We start from the raw sequence: 15,321 nt of genomic DNA, 5'->3' as shown, positions 1-15,321 counted from the left end.
GAGAGGCGGCCGGGGGTGTGGCCGGGCACGGGGTCGACGCGGAGGCGGGTGCCGTCGTCATCAGCGATCGCGCGGCCGTTCGCGGTGAGCGCGAGGCGCGCCTCCGCCACGAGGGCCTCGCGGGCGGCGGCGTGCTCACTGTCGGAGCCGGTGAAGAGGTCGAGGCCGTTCACGGCGTTGGCGAGCAGCTTGCGGGCTTTCCACGCGCCGATGTCGGCCACGGCTCGGGCGGCGAAGCCGGCGTCGCGGAACGTCGCGGCGAGCGCCTCGGCCCGGGGATCCTCGGAGTCGGGGTGGCGCCCGATCCACAGCACGCCGACCGTCGGGAACGACGGCGACACGACCTCTCCGGGCGTCAGGAAGCTGGCCGCGATGCCGATCGAGACGCCGAGCACGTCGGAGAAGCGGCGGAGCGCCAGGTCCTCGGCGGCGAGCCCGTTCTGGAAGGTGAGCACCGGCAGCTCGCTGGCCGCTCCCCCGCCGGCCAGCGGCGTCCACGCCCACTCGGCGAGCGCCGCCTCGGCGTCCTGCGCCTTCACGGTCAAAACGAGGACGTCCCCGCGCCGCGGTGCCGCCTCCGCGGGGGTGCCCGCGACCGGCACGCGCACGGTCTCGTCGCCCGCCGGCCGTCGGAGGCGCAGCCCGCGGTCCCGGACCAGGCGGAGGTGCTCACCGCGCGCGATCAGGACGACGTCCTGCCCCGCCAGGTGCAGCTGCGCCGCGACCACGGAGCCGACGGCGCCTCCGCCGATCACGAGGAAGCGCGCGCTCACGAGACCACCGCTGCAGCCCCGGGGATCGCCGCGAGCAGCGTCCTGGTGTACTCCGCCTCGGGCGAGCGGAAGACGCGGGAGGTGCTGCCCGCCTCCTCGACCCGGCCGCGGTTCAGCACCACGATCTCGTGGGAGACCTCGGCGACGACCGCGAGGTCGTGCGAGATGAAGAGGTAGGCGACGCCGAGGTCGCGCTGCAGCTCGACCAGCAGCTCGAGGATCTGCGCCTGCACCGACACATCGAGCGCCGACACCGGCTCGTCGAGCAGGACGAGGTCGGGGCCGAGCGCGAGCGCCCGGGCGATCGCCACCCGCTGCCGCTGACCTCCCGAGAGCTCGGCGGGCAGGCGGGAGAGGAAGGAGTCGGGCAGCCCGACCCGGTCGAGCAGCTCGTGCGCGCGCGCGAGTCGGGTGACGCGGTCGCCTACTCCGAAGGCACGAGCGGCTCGATTACCGACTCGAGAACCGTGAACCGCGGATCGAGCGCTGCGAACGGATTCTGGTGCACCAGCTGGATGCGGCGCCGGAGCGGCCGCCACTGCTTCTCGCGGGCGGCGGTGAGATCGGCTCCCTCGACGAGGACCCGACCGCTCGACGCGCGCTCGAGTCCGAGGGCGATCCGGAGCGCCGTCGTCTTGCCCGATCCCGACTCCCCCACCAGAGCGAGCGTCTGCCCGGCGCGCACCGAGAACGACACGTCGTCGACGCGCGGAAACCGCCGCCGCGCCTCCCGGGGAGCGCGAATTCCTTGACGACGTTCTCGATCCGCAGGATCTCGGGGGCCGGAGCGACGTGCTCGAAGCGCGGCACGACCCGCCCGCGACCGCGACCCAGACCGGGCGCCGCGGCGATCAGGGCGCGGGTGTACTCCTCGCGCGGCGCGACGAGGATCTCGGCGGGCGGACCCTGCTCGAGCACCCGGCCGGCGCGCATCACGAGCACGCGGTCGGCCCGGTCGGCCGCGACGGCGAGGTCGTGCGTGATGATCAGCAGCGCGATCCCCTGCTCGCGGACGAGCGACTGCAGGTGGTCCAGGATCCGCTTCTGCACCGTCACGTCGAGGGCGGAGGTGGGCTCGTCGGCGATGATCAGCCGCGGCTTCCCCGCGAGGGCGATCGCGATCAGCGCACGCTGGCGCAGGCCCCCGGAGAGCTCGTGCGGGTACTGCCTCGCCCGCAGCTCCGGATCGTCGATCCCCGCCTGCCGGAGCGCCTCGAGCACCTCGGCGTCGACAGACCGGCGGTCGACACCGCGCAGGCGCACGGCCTCGGCGACCTGCGCGCCGATCCGGAGGGTCGGGTCGAGCCCGACCATCGGGTCCTGCGGCACGAGACCCACGACCCGGCCGCGGAGGCGTCGCAGCTCCTTCTCGGAGGCGTGCGTCACGTCGTCCCCCGCGATCTCGATCGAGCCGCCGGTGATCCGGCCGTTCGCCGGCAGCAGACCGAGCACGGCGTTCGCGGTCGTCGACTTGCCCGACCCCGACTCGCCGACCACGGCCACGATCTCGCCCGGTGCGATCTCGAGCGAGACCTCGTGCACCACGGTCTGCTCGCCGTAGGCGACCGAGAGGCCCTCGAGCCGCACGAGCGCGCTCACGACCGCACCTCCTCGACGGTCTTCGCCACGTGGTTCAGCGAGAAGACCAGGAGTCCGACGAACAGTCCCGGGAGCAGCGAGAGCCAGGGGCTCGTCACCAGGTAGTTGCGGCCGCTCGAGATGAGGGTGCCCCACTCCGCCGCGGGAGGCGCCGCGCCGAAGCCGAGGAAGCTCAGCGCCGCCACCGCGATGATCGCGGTGCCGAGATCGAGCACCGCCAGCACGGCGACCGGGCCCCACGAGTTGGGCAGCACGTGCCGCACGAGGAGGCGGAGCCGGGTGGCGCCTCCGGTGCGCGCGGCCTCGACGTAGGGCAGCGTCTTCACCCGCAGCACCTCGGCGCGGGTGGTCCGCGCGAATCCCGGCAGGATCCCGATGCCCACGGCGAGCGCCACCGGCAGCGTGCCGAAGCCGATGGCGGTGACGATGGCGAGCGCCAGCAGCAGCCCGGGGATGGCGAGCAGCACGTCGACGATCCGCATGATGACGGCGTCGACGACTCCGCCCGCGTAGCCCGAGACGACCCCGAGTGCGAGACCGCCGACCAGGGCGATCGCGATCGCGATGACCGTGGCCTGGATGGTCAGGGCCCCGCCGTGCAGGACCCGCGCGAACAGGTCGCGGCCGAGCTCGTCGGTGCCGAAGAGGTGCGCGGCGCTGGGCGCCTGCAGCTTGTCGACCGGAGCCGTCGCGTACGGGTCGTAGCCGGTGAAGAGCGCAGGTGCGATCGCCGACGCCAGCACGAAGACGACGAAGGCGAGCGCGATGACGAATCCGGGGCGGCGGAGGAGGAGCCGGAGCGTCCGCAGGCGCCGGGCGCTCCTCCCGTGGGCGGCGCGCTCACGGGGTTCGGAGGCGACCGGGACGGCGGTCTCGGGTCGGGTCAGTTCGAGCGTCATGGCCGGCTCGCCTTCGCTGTCGTGGTGATGCGCGGATCGAGGAGGGGGTAGAGCAGGTCGACGAGGAGGTTGATCCCGACGAAGACGGCCGCGGCCAGCACCACGATCGCCTGGACCACCGGCACGTCCTGGGTGAGCACCGACTCCTGGGCGAGCGTGCCGATGCCCTGCCGGGCGAAGATCGTCTCGGCGACGATCGCGCCGGTGACGGTGTTGCCGGCCAGGATGCCGAGGATCGTCAGCGTCGGCAGCGAGGCGTTGCGGAACGCGTGCCGCCACTGCACCGCCGCGCGGGAGAGCCCGGTGGCGCGCGCGGTCGTGATGTACGCCTCCCGCTCGACGTCGGCGAAGCTGCGGGTCAGCACCTGGGCGAGCATCGCCGAGGTGGGGATCGCCATCGTCACCGCCGGCAGGATCAGGGACGCCGGAGTCGCGCTGCCCGTGGAGGGCAGCAGGTGCAGGGTGAAGGCGAAGAACTGGATGAGCAGCAGGCCGATCCAGAACCCGGGGAACGCGACTCCCGCGGACGGCAGGCGGCTGAGCACCACCTTGAGCGGCTTCCACTGGACGTACGCCGCCAGGTAGGCGAGCGCCGTGCCGCCGACCAGCGCGAGCCCGATGGCGAGGGCGCTGAGCTGCAGCGTGCCGGGCAGCTTCTCGCCGATCAGCTGCGTGACCGGGATCCCCTTCGTGATGGAGGTGCCGAAGTCGCCGCGGAGCGCGGTGCCGAGCATGTGCAGGTACTGCTGCCAGACCGGCTGGTCGAGTCCGTAGCGCGCCTGCGCCTCGGCGAGCTGCTGCGGAGTGAGGGAGTCGAGCTCGACGTTGTTGGCCGAGAGGAGCAGCGCCAGCGGGTCGCTCGGCAGCAGCCACAGCACCGCGAAGGTCACGGTGTACGCGGCCCACAGCACGAGGACCGCCTGGCCCAGCCGGCCTGCGAGGTAGCGGCCGAGGCCCGAGGGGGCCGAGCGGGTGCCCGGCCTCCCCGGTGCGGTGGGAGTGACGACGGTGGTCACGGCTGGATCCAGGTCCCGGCGAAGTCGCCGAACGCCTCCGAGGTGAAGCGGAAGCCGTGCACCGCCGACGAAACTCCGGCGAGCTGCACCCGCTCGGCGAAGGGGAACACCAGGCGTTCTCGAGCAGGTAGTCCTGGAGCTCGGCGTAGACGGCGGCCCGGGCCGCGGTGTCGACGGTCCGCACACCGCGGTCGAGCAGCGCCTGGACCTCGGTCGCCTGCTCGGTGGTGAAGTTGTTCACCGCCTGCGCCTTCGATCCGGCGTAGCGGGAGTCGATGATCCACTGGATCACTCCCGGGTCGGCGCGGGTGTAGTAGGTCGAGATCAGGTCGTAGTCGCCGCTGTTCAGCACGTCGGCGCGCTGCGCGTTCGTGATCACGTTCAGCTCGAGATCGATGCCGACCTGCTTGAGCTGGTCCTGGATCAGCTGGTCCCCCGCTCCGAACTGCGTCACGATCGGCACCGAGAGGGTGAGCTTCCGCCCGTCCCGGTAGCGGTAGCCGTCGTCGCCCAGCGCCCAGCCGGCCTCGTCGAGGAGCTCGCCCGCGCCTTCGGCGTCGAAGGCCAGCGTCGACGACTCGTCCTGATAGAACGGCGTGGTCGTGTTGTAGACGCTCGTGACGGCCGGATAGTCGGCGCCGAAGATCGTCGACGCGTAGGTCTCGCGGTCGATCGCCTTCTGCACGGCCTGCCGCACCTTCTCGTCCGAGAGGATCTTCCCCTCCGCGACGTTGGGGTAGTAGTTGCTCGCGGGGCCCGGCAGCGATCGGCTCTCGACGGTGTCGCCGTTGCCGGTGATCACCGCCTGGTCGTTCTCCGAGATCGGGTTCCGCGGCCAGGCGATGTCGATCTCGTCGCTCGTGAGCTGGCCGACGCGCACGCTGTCCTCGGCGACGTAGCTGACGTCGATCCCGTCGAGGTACGCCTCGCCGGTGTTCTCGCGGAGCGACGAGCCCCAGGCGTAGCCGGCGCGCTTGTCGAGGGTGATGCCGGTGCCCGGCGTGTAGTCGGTGAGGGTGAAGGGCCCGGAGCCGACCACGGCTCCGAGGCAGCGCTCCTCGGGCGTCCTCTCGTACGAGGAGGCGGCGAGGATCGCGAGGTTCGTGGTCGAGGTGCCCTGCAGGAACGCGGCGTTGGGAGTCGCGAAGGCGACCTTCACGGTGTCGGCGTCGACGACCTCCGTGCCCGAGTAGCCGGCGAGGTAGACGCCGCCGTAGGCCCCTGGCAGCTGCGCGAGGGTCGCCGCGTCGCTGTCGAAGGCCGTCTTCACGCTGTCGGCGGTGAACGCGGTGCCGTCCGAGAAGGTGACGTCGGTGCGCAGGTCGAAGGTGTACTCCGTGCCGGCGTCGTTCACGCTCCAGCCGGTCGCGAGCCACGGCCCGATCTCGCCCGTCTCCGGGTCCTGGTCGGTGAGGGAGTCGGCGACATTGCGGATGACGGTGCGGTGCTCGATCCAGTAGGTCTGGAACGGGTCGACGCACGAGAACGCGGCGTTGTCGGGGAAGAACGCGAGCGAGAGGCGGCCCCCGGAGACCGGGTCCGCGTCATCGGAGGCGGTGCCGGCCTCGGAGGTGCCGGAGCAGGCGGTCAGGGCGAGGGAGGCGGCGAGGGTGAGCGCGGCAACGCCGGCCCAGCGGGATCGTCGGTGAGTCATGGCTGTGGGTCCTCAGGGGTGACGGGGTCAGCGCGCGGCGAGGGTGCGCGTGCCGGCGATCAGGAGGGCGGCGTCGTCCTGCGGGGGGTGCACCCGCGAGGCCAGGACGTCGCGGAGGTGGCGCTCGAGCGGGTGGTGCCGCGTGAGCCCCGGGTTGCCGAGGGCGGCGACGGCGGTCTCGACGGCGGTGATCGCCGAGCGGGTGGCGAGCAGCTTCCCGACGACGACGCGGTCGGCGGCCTGCGGATCACCCGCGTCGACGCGGGCGGCGAGCGAGAGCAGCACCTCCTCGGCCTGGACGAGCTGCGCCTCGATCTCGCCGGCGACCGAGCGGATCCGCTCCGTCGTCGCGATCGGGCGACCGAGCGAGGTCGGGACCCGCTCGTTCGCGAACCGGACGAAGAAGCTCTGCGCCGCCCGCCCGATGCCCACGTAGAGCGCGGCGACCGCGAGGCCGAAGCCTCCGGCCGCCCACGCCTCGGGAGCGAGCTGCGAGCGCGGGGTGCCGCGGAAGTGCTCGAGCGGCAGGCGGACCTGCTCGTAGACCACGTCGTGCGTGCTCGAGGCGCGCTGGCCGAGGTGATCCCAGGTCTTCTCGATCCGCACGCCCGGAGCATCGCCGGGCACGATCGCGTGGCCGAGCTCGGGCTCGCCCGAGGCGCCCCGGAGGTCGACCGCCCAGACGAGGTGGTAGGCCAGGCCCTCGGAGCCGGTCGCGAAGCCCTTGCGCCCCTCCAGCACCCACTCGTCGCCGTCGCGGCGGATCGTGGTGGCGGGCAGTCCCCCGCGCGCGGGGCGCCCCACTCCGGCTCGGCCCGCACCGCGTTCAGCAGCACCGGCCGCTCGGCGGAGTCGGCGAGGACGGAGCGGTAGAGCTCCTCCGGCCAGGTCACCCCGCGGTCCTGCGCGGCGTGCTGCAGCACGGTCATCGCCGAGATCAGCGCGACCGCCGGGTCGCCCTGGCCGAGCGCCCCGAAGATCCGCACGAGATCGACCGTCGAGGGCGGAGTGCCACCGTAGCGGGAGCCGACTGCGACGGTGAGCAGCCCCGCGTCGTGGACGGCGCGGATCCCCTCCCACGGGAACTCGGCGGTGCGGTCGTAGTGCTCGGCGGTCTCGGCGAGACGGGCGGTCACCCGGGCCAGTGCCCGGTCGGAGAGATCCGGGACGAGGCGGGCGGGGGCGTCGAGGAGCGTCACGCGATCGCTCCGACCAGCTCGGTGCTCTCGAGCGGAGGCTGCGCGACGATCTCGCCGCGGCGCCCGGTGGCCTCGCGGTGCGCGAGCTCCTCCCGGACGAGCGGGATCACGTAGCGCCCGTAGTCGACCGCGTCGTTGAGGTTGTCGTAGCCGCGGATCGAGATCAGGTCGGCGCCGAGGTCGACGTAGTCGAGGATCGCGGCGGCCACGGTCTCGGGAGTGCCGACGAGAGCGGTGGAGGCGCCCTGCGCGCCGGTCGCGGTCGCGGTCGGCGTCCAGAGGGCGCGGTCGTGCAGATCCTTGCGGCCCGCGATGTCGAGCAGGCGCTGCGAGCCGACGTTCGCAGGTCCCTTCGCATCGGGGGTCTGCACCCAGAGCCCCTTCTCGCCCTTGCGCGGGTTCGCGGCCGCGGCGGAGCGGCCCTGCAGGATGCCGAGGATCCGGTGCGCCTTCTCCCACGCCAGCTCCTCGGTCGGCGCGATGATCGGCCGGAAGGTGACCCAGGTGCGCGGTGTGTCGGCGCGGCCGGCCCCGAGGGCGGCGTCGGCGATCCGGTCGATCTGCTGCTGCGTGTCGGCGAGCGGTTCGCCCCACAGCCCGAAGATGTCGGCGAGCGCGCCGCCCTGGCGGTAGGCCTCGTCGCTCGAGCCGCCGACCGAGACGGGGATGCTCCCGCGCACCGGCCGCACCCGCGAGACGAAGTCCTCGAAGCGGTAGTAGGTGCCCTCGTGATCGAAGGGCTCCGTGGCCGACCACACCCGGCGCAGGATCCGGATGTACTCCTCCTGGCGGGCGTAGCGCTCGAGCTTGCCGAGGCGGTCGCCCTCCCGCGCCTGCTCGTGGTCGTTCCCTCCGGCGATGAAGTGGACGACAGCGCGGCCGTTCGAGAGCTGGTCGAGCGTGGCGAGAGCCTTGGCGGCGACGGTCGGGTAAACCGTGTTCGGCCGCAGCGCCACGATCGGCTTCAGGTGCTCGGTGTACTGGGTGACCGCGGCGGCGATGGTGAAGGGGTCGTGCCCGGCCGAGCCGTAGGGCACGAGCGTGTAGTCGAAGCCGCCGTCCTCGAGGATGCGCGAGTAGCGGCGCAGGTGGGCGACGTCGATGCTCGAGTCGGCGAGGCCGTTGACCTCGTTGGAGCTGTTGACGTTGATGGCGGAGATGAACTCGACGGCCATGAGGGTGGTCCTTTCGAAGGAGGCGGGCGGAGGCGCGGAGAAGGTGCGCGGGCGCGGCGGAGCGGCGCGGCGGAGGAGGCGACGGCGCTGCTCGTGGAGCGCGGTCGCAGACTGCTGAGTGGAACGGGCGACCCAGAGGCGTCAGTGCCGGCGACGCACAGGCGTCAGCGCCGGGCTGTCAGAGAGAGACCGGACAGGAACATCCGCGCACCGACGCGAAGGGGTTCCCGCCCACGAGCATTCGGCGCATCCGCACGGCGGCCGTCGAGTCGACGCGCACCACCCGGACCGCGCCGGAGGGCACGGTCTGGACGAGGGCACGCGGAGAGGTCATGTCATCGACGCTACGGGCGGCGCGCCCCGGGCGTCCAACGATGATTCCGGATGCGTTCCGATCGGCGAACCCGATCGTTGGTAAGAAACCGTCATGTTCGCGGTGGCTCACGCGGGCACCTCGCGGAGCGGCGTGCGAAGGCGCGACGGGCCGAACAGCTCGGCGAGCGCCGCGAGCGCCGTGTCCTCGACATCGGGCGCGAGTCCGCGGCGCGAGACCAGGCGGAGGTTGACCGAGCCCAGGGCGGGCAGGTCGCGCCGCGCCTCGAGGCCGTCGGCGACGTGGCCCTGGTGCGAGGTCGGCAGCACCGAGACTCCGATCCCCGCTCTCGCCGCCGCGATCACACCCTCGAGACTCGCGGACTCGGCGACGACCCGCACCTCGTGCCCGAACGCGCCGAGCTGCTGCAGGGCGCGCTGGCGCATGCCGCACGGCTCGGAGTAGGCGACGAGCGGGATCGGCGCACCCTCCGGCGCCTGCCAGCCGGGCGCCGCGTACCAGTCGAGCGGCAGCGTGGCCACCTGGCGGCCCGGCAGATCGCCGCCGACTCCGAGGATGACCGCGAGGTCGACGACTCCGCGGACCACCGCCTCCGCGAGCTGGGTGGAGCGATCGAGGGTGACGGTGAGCGGCCGGTCGTCGAAGGCGCGGCGGAGCGTCTCGAGCAGCCGGGGCAGCAGCTGCTCGGCGGCCGGCTCGGTCAGTCCGACGGCGAGCGGGTTCTCACTGGCGGCGTCGAGGGTCTCGAGCGCGTCGTCGTGCACGGCGAGGATGCGGCGCGCCTGCACGAGGAGGCGCTCGCCGGCCGGCGTGAAGCGGGCCCGGCGCCCCACCTTCTCGATGAAGGTGCGCTCGAGCCGGCGCTCGAGGGTCCGGACGTGCTGCGAGACCGTCGGCTGGCTGATGTGCAGCGCCACGGCCGCCCGCCCGAAGCCGCCGCAGTCGGCGATCGCCACGAGCGTGCGCAGGTGGACGATGTCGAGGGTCTCGGGCATCCCCCGACGGTACCGAGGGGCCTGGAGCGTCTCGACCGCCGCCGCAACACGCCGACATGTCGCGGGAGACGACGGAACGGACGGGCCCCCGGAAGGTCCCGTCCGCTCCCGAGGTCTCAGTGCGCGATCACTGGCTCCGCTCCGGCCGTGGGCGCGACCGCGGCGGACGTCCGGCGGAAGAGCAGCACCGACAGCACCGCGCCGAGGGCGAAGAAGCCCGCGCCCCAGCCGTAGGCCACGGCGTAGCTCTGCACGGCGGCCTCCGCCGCCGTGGTCGCCGTGACAGGCGCGTGGGAGGCCAGATAGTCGGTGACCGCGGTCGCGGCGAGCGTGTTGAGCAGGGCCGTGCCGATCGAGCCGCCGACCTGCTGGCTGGTGTTGACCATCGCTGAGGCGACTCCGGCGAAGCGCCTGTCGACTCCGCGCGTGGCGGTCTGCATCGAGCCGGGCATGATCGTGCCCATGGCGAAGCCGAGCACCATCAGCGCCGGCAGCACATCGGCCGCATACCCGCTGTCGAGGGCGAGCCGGGTGAGCAGCAGCATGCCCACCACGCCGAGCACCATCCCGGACGGGACCATGATCTTGGGGCCCAGGCGCGGCAGCAGCAGGTTGGTGCCGAGCTGCGCGGCGAGCACGAGCATCGCGATCATGGGGAGGAACGAGAGGCCGGTCTGGATCGGCGAGTAGCCCAGCGACACCTGGAGGTAGTAGGTGACGAAGAGGAAGATCCCGAACATGCCGGCGCCGGCGATCAGCACCGAGAGGTAGGCGGCCCCGCGGTCGCGATCCAGCACGATCGGCAGCGGCAGCAGCGGATGCTCGGTGCTGCGCTGGCGCAGGACGAAGCCGACCAGCAGAACCACAGCGGCGGCGAGCGGCCCCCAGGTCGTCGGCGAGTCCCAGCCGTCGGTCTCGGCGTTGGCGAAGCCGAACACCAGGCCGAACAGAGCGGCCGAGACGAGGACCGTGCCGGGTACGTCGAGCTTCGGTCGCGGGCCGGTGCGCTCGATCGGCGGGACGAACACGATCGCACCGACGACCGCGACGACGGCGATGAGAACGTTGATGTACAGGTTCCAGCGCCAGTCGAAGCTCTCGGTGAGCACCCCGCCCAGGAGGAGGCCGACCGCGCCGCCGGCTCCCGCGATGGCTCCGAAGACGCCGAAGGCGCGCGCCCGCTCCTTCGGCACGGTGAAGGTGGTGGTCAGCACGGCGAGTGCCGTCGGGGCGAGCAGAGCGCCGAAGACGCCCTGCAACGCCCGGGCGGCGATGAGTGTCTCGAAGGTCGGCGCCGCTCCGCCCAGAGCGGAGGCGAGGGCGAAGCCGACCAGGCCGATCACGAAGGTGCGCTTGCGGCCGAGGAGGTCGGAGAGGCGCCCTCCGAGCAGGAGGAGGCTGCCGAAGGCGAGGGAGTAGGCGGTGACGACCCATTGGCGGTCACCGTCGGAGAAGCCGAGGTCGGCCTGCGCGGCCGGCAGGGCGATGTTCACCACGGTCGAGTCGAGGACGACCATCAGCTGGGCGAGGCCGACGGCCACGAGCGTCCACCAGCGGCGGGTCGAGGGAGCCGGTGCGGCGGGAGCGGCGATCACCGGCTGCGGGGAGGTCTGCGTCATGGGAGCGACCATATACGAGACCGTCTAGTTTCGGAACTAGTGAGTCTCTCAATTAGCATGGCAGGCACGCGCGCCCACGTCGGGCCGCCGGAGAACGACAGGAGCAGCCGCGATGACGCCGCCCACTCCCCCCAGCACAGCCGCCTGCGAGGCCGCCCGCCCCGGCCGCCGCCGCGACCCCGGCCGGGACGGCGAGATCCTCACCGCCGCGCTCGACGTGCTCGCCGAGACCGGCTACGAGGCATGACCATCGACATGGTCGCCGCGCGCGCGAAGGCCGGCAAGGCGACCGTCTATCGGCGCTGGGAGTCGAAGGCGGAGCTGGTCCTCGAAGCACTCTCCTGCCTCCGGGGCGCCGACCTGGCCGAGGACTCCCTCCCCGACACCGGCTCGCTCCGCGGAGACCTCGTCGCGCTCGTCAAGCCGCACGCGATCGTCGACGCCGAGCGCAAGCTCCGCATCATGTCCGGAGTGGTCGCCATGATCTCGAAGGCGCCCGAGCTTGCCGACGCGGTGCGGACGGCGATCGTCGAGCCGCGCGCCCGGGCGAACCGCCTGCTGCTGCGGCGCGCGATCGCCCGCGGCGAGGTCTCGGCCGACATCGACGTCGAGCAGCTCGCGCTGGTCACGCCGTCGATGGTGGCCTACCGCGTGCTGCTGCTGCGCGAGCCGGTGACCCGCGACTACCTCATCTCGCTGATCGACGGAGTCATGCTGCCTGCGGCGGGAGTGCGCGCGGACGGGTAGGACCGGCCCTCCCCGTCCGAACGGGAACGGCGAAGGCCCGCCTCCCTGGAGGGTGAGGCGGGCCTTCGGGTGCGATCAGTTCGCCTCGCAGGCGATCCGGTCATTGTCGTAGTCCAGCCGTGCAATGTCTCCGTAGGAGGGGTAGTAGGTGTCGAACCAGGCTGAGCTTCGGCCTGGGACCCGAAGTCGTCGCAGTTCTTCGAGTCACCCGGGTTTCCCGGAGGCGTGGGCGCCGGCCGGTTGCTCTGCCAGAGCGCGCGGTTCTGAGGCGAGTAGATCACCAGGTTGCCGTCGTTCTGCATCACCATGCGCGAGCCCGAGTTGTTGCCGGTGCCGGACTGCCAGAGGACGCGGCCCGAGGGCGCGTAGACCACCGCGTTGCCATCGGCCTGCATCTCGAGGCGGTTGCCTCCGCCCGAGGTCCCCGCGCTCCAGCGGACACCGCCGCCGGAGTACACGACGAAGTTGCCGTCGCCCTGCATGGCCGCCTCACTGCGTCCATCGGTCGAGCGCAGGCGCTGGTCGGCAGTGAGCCGGTTCGCGCCGAACAGCGTGTCGCCGAAGGTGGGCGCGGGCGGGGCCGGCGGCGTGTAGCTCGACCACAGCGCACGGCCCGAAGCCGAGTAGACGACGAGATTGCCGTCGTTCTGCATCACCAGGCGCGCACCCGGGTTACCCGCGGTGCCCGACTGCCACAGCGCGCGTCCCGAGGCCGAGTACACCACCGCGTTGCCGTCGGTTTGCACGGCCAGGCGCTCCCCCGCTCCCTGAGTGCCTGCACTCCAGCGCACGGCACCGCCGGACGAGACGACGAAGTTCCCGTCGCCCTGCAGGGCGGCGCGCGATCCGCCATCGGTCGAGGTGAGCTGCTGCCCGCGACGCAGCTCCGTGCCGCCGACGAGCACGTCGCGGACCACGGGTGCGATCGACGTGGAGCTCGACCAGAGCGGGCGCCCGGAGCTCGCGTAGACGACCAGATTGCCATCGTCCTGCATCACCATCCGCGCACCAGGGTTGCCCTGGGTGTTCGACGCCCAGCGGGAGCCTCCGCCCGGGGCGTAGACGACCGCGTTGCCGTCGGGCTGCATCTCGAGGCGGTTGCCGCCTCCGGAGGTGACCGAGCTCCAGCGCGCCGAGCCGTCGATGTACACGACGAAGTTGCCGTCGCCCTGCATCGCGGCGCGTGCGCGCCCGTTCGAGGACGTGAGCTGCTGACCTGCGAGCAGAGCGCCGCCTCCGGAGAGCACGTTCTGTGCCGCCAGGGCCTCGGCTGTGGCGGCGGGAAGGGCGGAGGCGGCGGGCGCGAAAGCGGCCGCACCTCCAGAAGCGAGGAGGCAGGCGAGGGTGATCGCCGCCAAGCGGCGAGTGGGAGACTGCGGCACGGAAGGCCCTTTCGAGAGGAACGGCGGGGCCGCTCGCCAGTGAGCGGCGGGCGGAGCCTGACACGGGCGGGATCGGCCGTCCAGAGGGTGTGAGCGGAACCACCCAGCGGCGATCGACGGTCGTCCGGCGATCCGCGCCAGCGATGCGACCTCTCGGCGGCGGGACGCGAGCGCGCCTCGGCATGCGGCGCGGATCTGCCGGACGAGACACCGCGGAGGCGCTGCTCCGGCGCACCGCGGCCGCGGCGCGAATCGACGGGACATCGGGTCCCGAGTTGCCGCGCCACCGGCGACGGGGCGCCCCTCGCCTCCGCTCGACGGCCCGACGGCGCGGAGCAGGTCCCCGAGTCTCCTAAAATCGGAGCCATGTCGAAAGTGTTGAGCAGTCTGCCCGTGGGCGAGCGTGTCGGAATCGCATTCTCGGGAGGCCTCGACACATCCGTCGCCGTCGCCTGGATGCGCGAGAAGGGTGCGGTTCCCTGCACCTACACGGCCGACATCGGCCAGTACGACGAGCCCGACATCGGGAGCGTCCCCTCGCGCGCCTCGCAGTACGGTGCCGAGATCTCGCGCCTGGTCGACGCCAAGAGCGCGCTGGTGGAGGAGGGGCTGGTCGCCCTCCAGTGCGGCGCCTTCCACATCCGATCGGGCGGCAAGACGTACTTCAACACCACCCCCCTGGGTCGCGCCGTCACCGGCACCCTGCTCGTGCGCGCGATGCGCGAGGACGGCGTGGACATCTGGGGCGACGGCTCCACCTACAAGGGCAACGACATCGAGCGCTTCTACCGCTACGGGCTGCTCGCCCACCCGCGCCTGCGGATCTACAAGCCGTGGCTCGACGTGCAGTTCGTGAACGAGCTCGGCGGCCGCACCGAGATGTCGGAGTGGCTCGTCGCCCGCGGCTTCCCCTACCGCGACGCCACCGAGAAGGCCTACTCGACCGACGCCAACATCTGGGGCGCCACCCACGAGGCGAAGCGCCTCGAGGAGCTCTCGAGCGGTCTCGAGCTCGTCGAGCCGATCATGGGAGTCGCCTCGTGGCGCGACGAGGTCGAGATCGCCTCCGAGGTCGTCTCGGTGCGCTTCGAGGCCGGCCGACCGGTCGCGCTCAACGGAGTGGAGTTCTCGGACGCCGTCGCACTCGTGCTCGAGGCCAACGCCATCGGCGGCCGCCACGGCCTGGGCGTCTCGGACCAGATCGAGAACCGCATCATCGAGGCGAAGAGCCGCGGCATCTATGAGGCACCGGGCATGGCCCTCCTGCACATCGCGTACGAGCGCCTGCTCAACGCGATCCACAACGAGGACACCGTCGCCCAGTACCACTCCGAAGGCCGACGCCTCGGCCGCCTCATGTACGAGGGCCGCTGGCTCGACCCGCAGTCGCTGATGCTGCGGGAGTCCATCCAGCGCTGGGTCGGCTCCGCCGTGACCGGCGAGGTCACCCTGCGTCTGCGCCGCGGAGACGACTACACGATCCTCGACACCACCGGACCGGCGCTGAGCTACCACCCCGACAAGCTCTCGATGGAGCGCGTCGCGACGCAGCCTTCGGCCCCGAGGACCGCATCGGGCAGCTGACGATGCGCAATCTCGACATCGCCGACTCCCGCTCGCGGCTCGAGCAGTACGCGGCCGCCGGACTGGTCGGCGGGCCCACCGCCGAGCTGGTCGGCACGCTCGAGATCGGCGAGGCCGACGCCATCACCGAGGGCGGCGGCTCGGCGGCCGCCGACGCGCTCGGCCGCGCGACCGACCTCGCCTCCGAGGGCGCCGCGTTCGACGCCGGCACGGACTGACCCGCTCGCTCGGATGCCGACGCTCCCGGCCCGGAACGCCGCCTCCGTCTCGGCGAAAGCCGCTCAGGGCGCCGCTCTGCGCACCTGAGTCAGCGCGGCGTCGACGGTCGCGAGCGACTGGACGGAG

The 15,321-nt window shown here is 72.5% G+C and carries 14 protein-coding genes and 5 pseudogenes; 4 read left to right on the top strand and 15 right to left on the bottom strand.

The features are described 5' to 3' along the window. From ACH61_RS09975 to ACH61_RS19345, 8 genes and pseudogenes are all read right to left on the bottom strand, one after another. Positions 1 to 773, bottom strand: a 773-nt coding sequence (locus ACH61_RS09975; RefSeq protein WP_161489650.1) for a ketopantoate reductase family protein, incomplete at its 3' end; no start/stop codon positions are given. Further along, positions 770 to 1,084, bottom strand: coding sequence for an ABC transporter ATP-binding protein (locus ACH61_RS19355; protein WP_413784033.1), 315 nt, complete (start codon positions 1,082 to 1,084; stop codon positions 770 to 772). The genes ACH61_RS09975 and ACH61_RS19355, both read right to left, overlap by 4 nt. Continuing rightward, positions 1,085 to 1,144: pseudogene (locus tag ACH61_RS19350) on the bottom strand (hypothetical protein); the annotation flags it as partial. 53 nt (positions 1,145 to 1,197) lie between these two features. Beyond that, on the bottom strand, positions 1,198 to 1,431 hold the full coding sequence (locus ACH61_RS19050) for an ATP-binding cassette domain-containing protein (RefSeq protein ID WP_413784032.1): 234 nt from the start codon (positions 1,429 to 1,431) through the stop codon (positions 1,198 to 1,200). A 467-nt stretch (positions 1,432 to 1,898) separates the two neighbouring features. Beyond that, positions 1,899 to 2,270: pseudogene (locus ACH61_RS19045) on the bottom strand (ATP-binding cassette domain-containing protein); the annotation flags it as partial. Positions 2,271 to 2,368: 98 nt separating this feature from the next. After that, on the bottom strand, positions 2,369 to 3,271 hold the full coding sequence (locus ACH61_RS09965) for an ABC transporter permease (RefSeq protein WP_082845178.1): 903 nt from the start codon (positions 3,269 to 3,271) through the stop codon (positions 2,369 to 2,371). Further along, on the bottom strand, positions 3,268 to 4,287 hold the full coding sequence (locus ACH61_RS09960) for an ABC transporter permease (protein WP_082845177.1): 1,020 nt from the start codon (positions 4,285 to 4,287) through the stop codon (positions 3,268 to 3,270). Before ACH61_RS09960 ends, ACH61_RS09965 begins: the two co-directional genes overlap by 4 nt. Positions 4,288 to 4,651: 364 nt before the next feature. Beyond that, a pseudogene (locus tag ACH61_RS19345) lies at positions 4,652 to 5,641 on the bottom strand (ABC transporter substrate-binding protein); the annotation flags it as partial. Between ACH61_RS19345 and ACH61_RS18385 the strand changes: the two are divergent. Beyond that, entirely contained in the window at positions 5,601 to 5,747 is a 147-nt protein-coding gene (locus ACH61_RS18385) for a hypothetical protein (protein WP_236713625.1), read from the top strand. The pseudogene ACH61_RS19345 and the gene ACH61_RS18385 overlap by 41 nt on opposite strands. 221 nt (positions 5,748 to 5,968) lie before the next feature. On the opposite strand, the gene ACH61_RS09950 is transcribed toward ACH61_RS18385, so the two are convergent. From ACH61_RS09950 to ACH61_RS09935, 6 genes and pseudogenes are all read right to left on the bottom strand, one after another. Then, positions 5,969 to 6,745: an acyl-CoA dehydrogenase family protein gene (locus ACH61_RS09950; RefSeq protein ID WP_201787599.1), complete on the bottom strand. Its 777-nt coding sequence runs from the start codon at positions 6,743 to 6,745 to the stop codon at positions 5,969 to 5,971. A 185-nt stretch (positions 6,746 to 6,930) separates the two neighbouring features. After that, a pseudogene (locus ACH61_RS19340) lies at positions 6,931 to 7,077 on the bottom strand (acyl-CoA dehydrogenase family protein); the annotation flags it as partial. A gap of 59 nt (positions 7,078 to 7,136) precedes the next feature. Further along, positions 7,137 to 8,315: an LLM class flavin-dependent oxidoreductase gene (locus ACH61_RS09945; RefSeq protein ID WP_068211747.1), complete on the bottom strand. Its 1,179-nt coding sequence runs from the start codon at positions 8,313 to 8,315 to the stop codon at positions 7,137 to 7,139. Positions 8,316 to 8,493: 178 nt separating this feature from the next. After that, a complete protein-coding gene (locus tag ACH61_RS17410) occupies positions 8,494 to 8,649 on the bottom strand; it encodes a hypothetical protein (RefSeq protein ID WP_161489649.1) in 156 nt (51 codons plus the stop codon). A 107-nt stretch (positions 8,650 to 8,756) separates the two neighbouring features. After that, the gene (locus ACH61_RS09940; protein WP_068211745.1) at positions 8,757 to 9,644 is read right to left on the bottom strand and encodes a LysR family transcriptional regulator; all 888 of its coding nucleotides are present in this window, start codon (positions 9,642 to 9,644) and stop codon (positions 8,757 to 8,759) included. 116 nt (positions 9,645 to 9,760) lie between these two features. Beyond that, positions 9,761 to 11,263, bottom strand: a complete 1,503-nt coding sequence (locus ACH61_RS09935) for an MFS transporter (RefSeq protein WP_068211749.1) — start codon at positions 11,261 to 11,263, stop codon at positions 9,761 to 9,763. Positions 11,264 to 11,375: 112 nt separating this feature from the next. Here ACH61_RS09935 and ACH61_RS18855 point away from each other — a divergent pair, with 112 nt between their 5' ends. Further along, on the top strand, positions 11,376 to 11,510 hold the full coding sequence (locus ACH61_RS18855) for a hypothetical protein (protein ID WP_269085067.1): 135 nt from the start codon (positions 11,376 to 11,378) through the stop codon (positions 11,508 to 11,510). Continuing rightward, entirely contained in the window at positions 11,507 to 12,010 is a 504-nt protein-coding gene (locus ACH61_RS09930; protein WP_236713624.1) for a TetR/AcrR family transcriptional regulator, read from the top strand. The genes ACH61_RS18855 and ACH61_RS09930 overlap by 4 nt, the downstream gene beginning before the upstream one ends. On the opposite strand, the gene ACH61_RS17945 is transcribed toward ACH61_RS09930, so the two are convergent. Further along, positions 11,947 to 13,392, bottom strand: coding sequence for a hypothetical protein (locus ACH61_RS17945; protein WP_236713623.1), 1,446 nt, complete (start codon positions 13,390 to 13,392; stop codon positions 11,947 to 11,949). The genes ACH61_RS09930 and ACH61_RS17945 overlap by 64 nt on opposite strands. A 366-nt stretch (positions 13,393 to 13,758) precedes the next feature. On the opposite strand from ACH61_RS17945, the pseudogene argG reads away from it, so the two are divergent. After that, positions 13,759 to 15,194 (top strand): annotated as a pseudogene (argG, locus tag ACH61_RS09920) (argininosuccinate synthase). Positions 15,195 to 15,321: the final 127 nt, after the last annotated feature.

It is taken from the genome of Rathayibacter tanaceti, assembly GCF_001634385.1.
In the GTDB taxonomy this organism is placed as follows: Bacteria; Actinomycetota; Actinomycetes; order Actinomycetales; family Microbacteriaceae; genus Rathayibacter; species Rathayibacter tanaceti.
The sequence above is the reverse complement of the archived record's forward strand: the minus strand, read 5'-3'. Positions and strand labels throughout refer to the sequence as shown.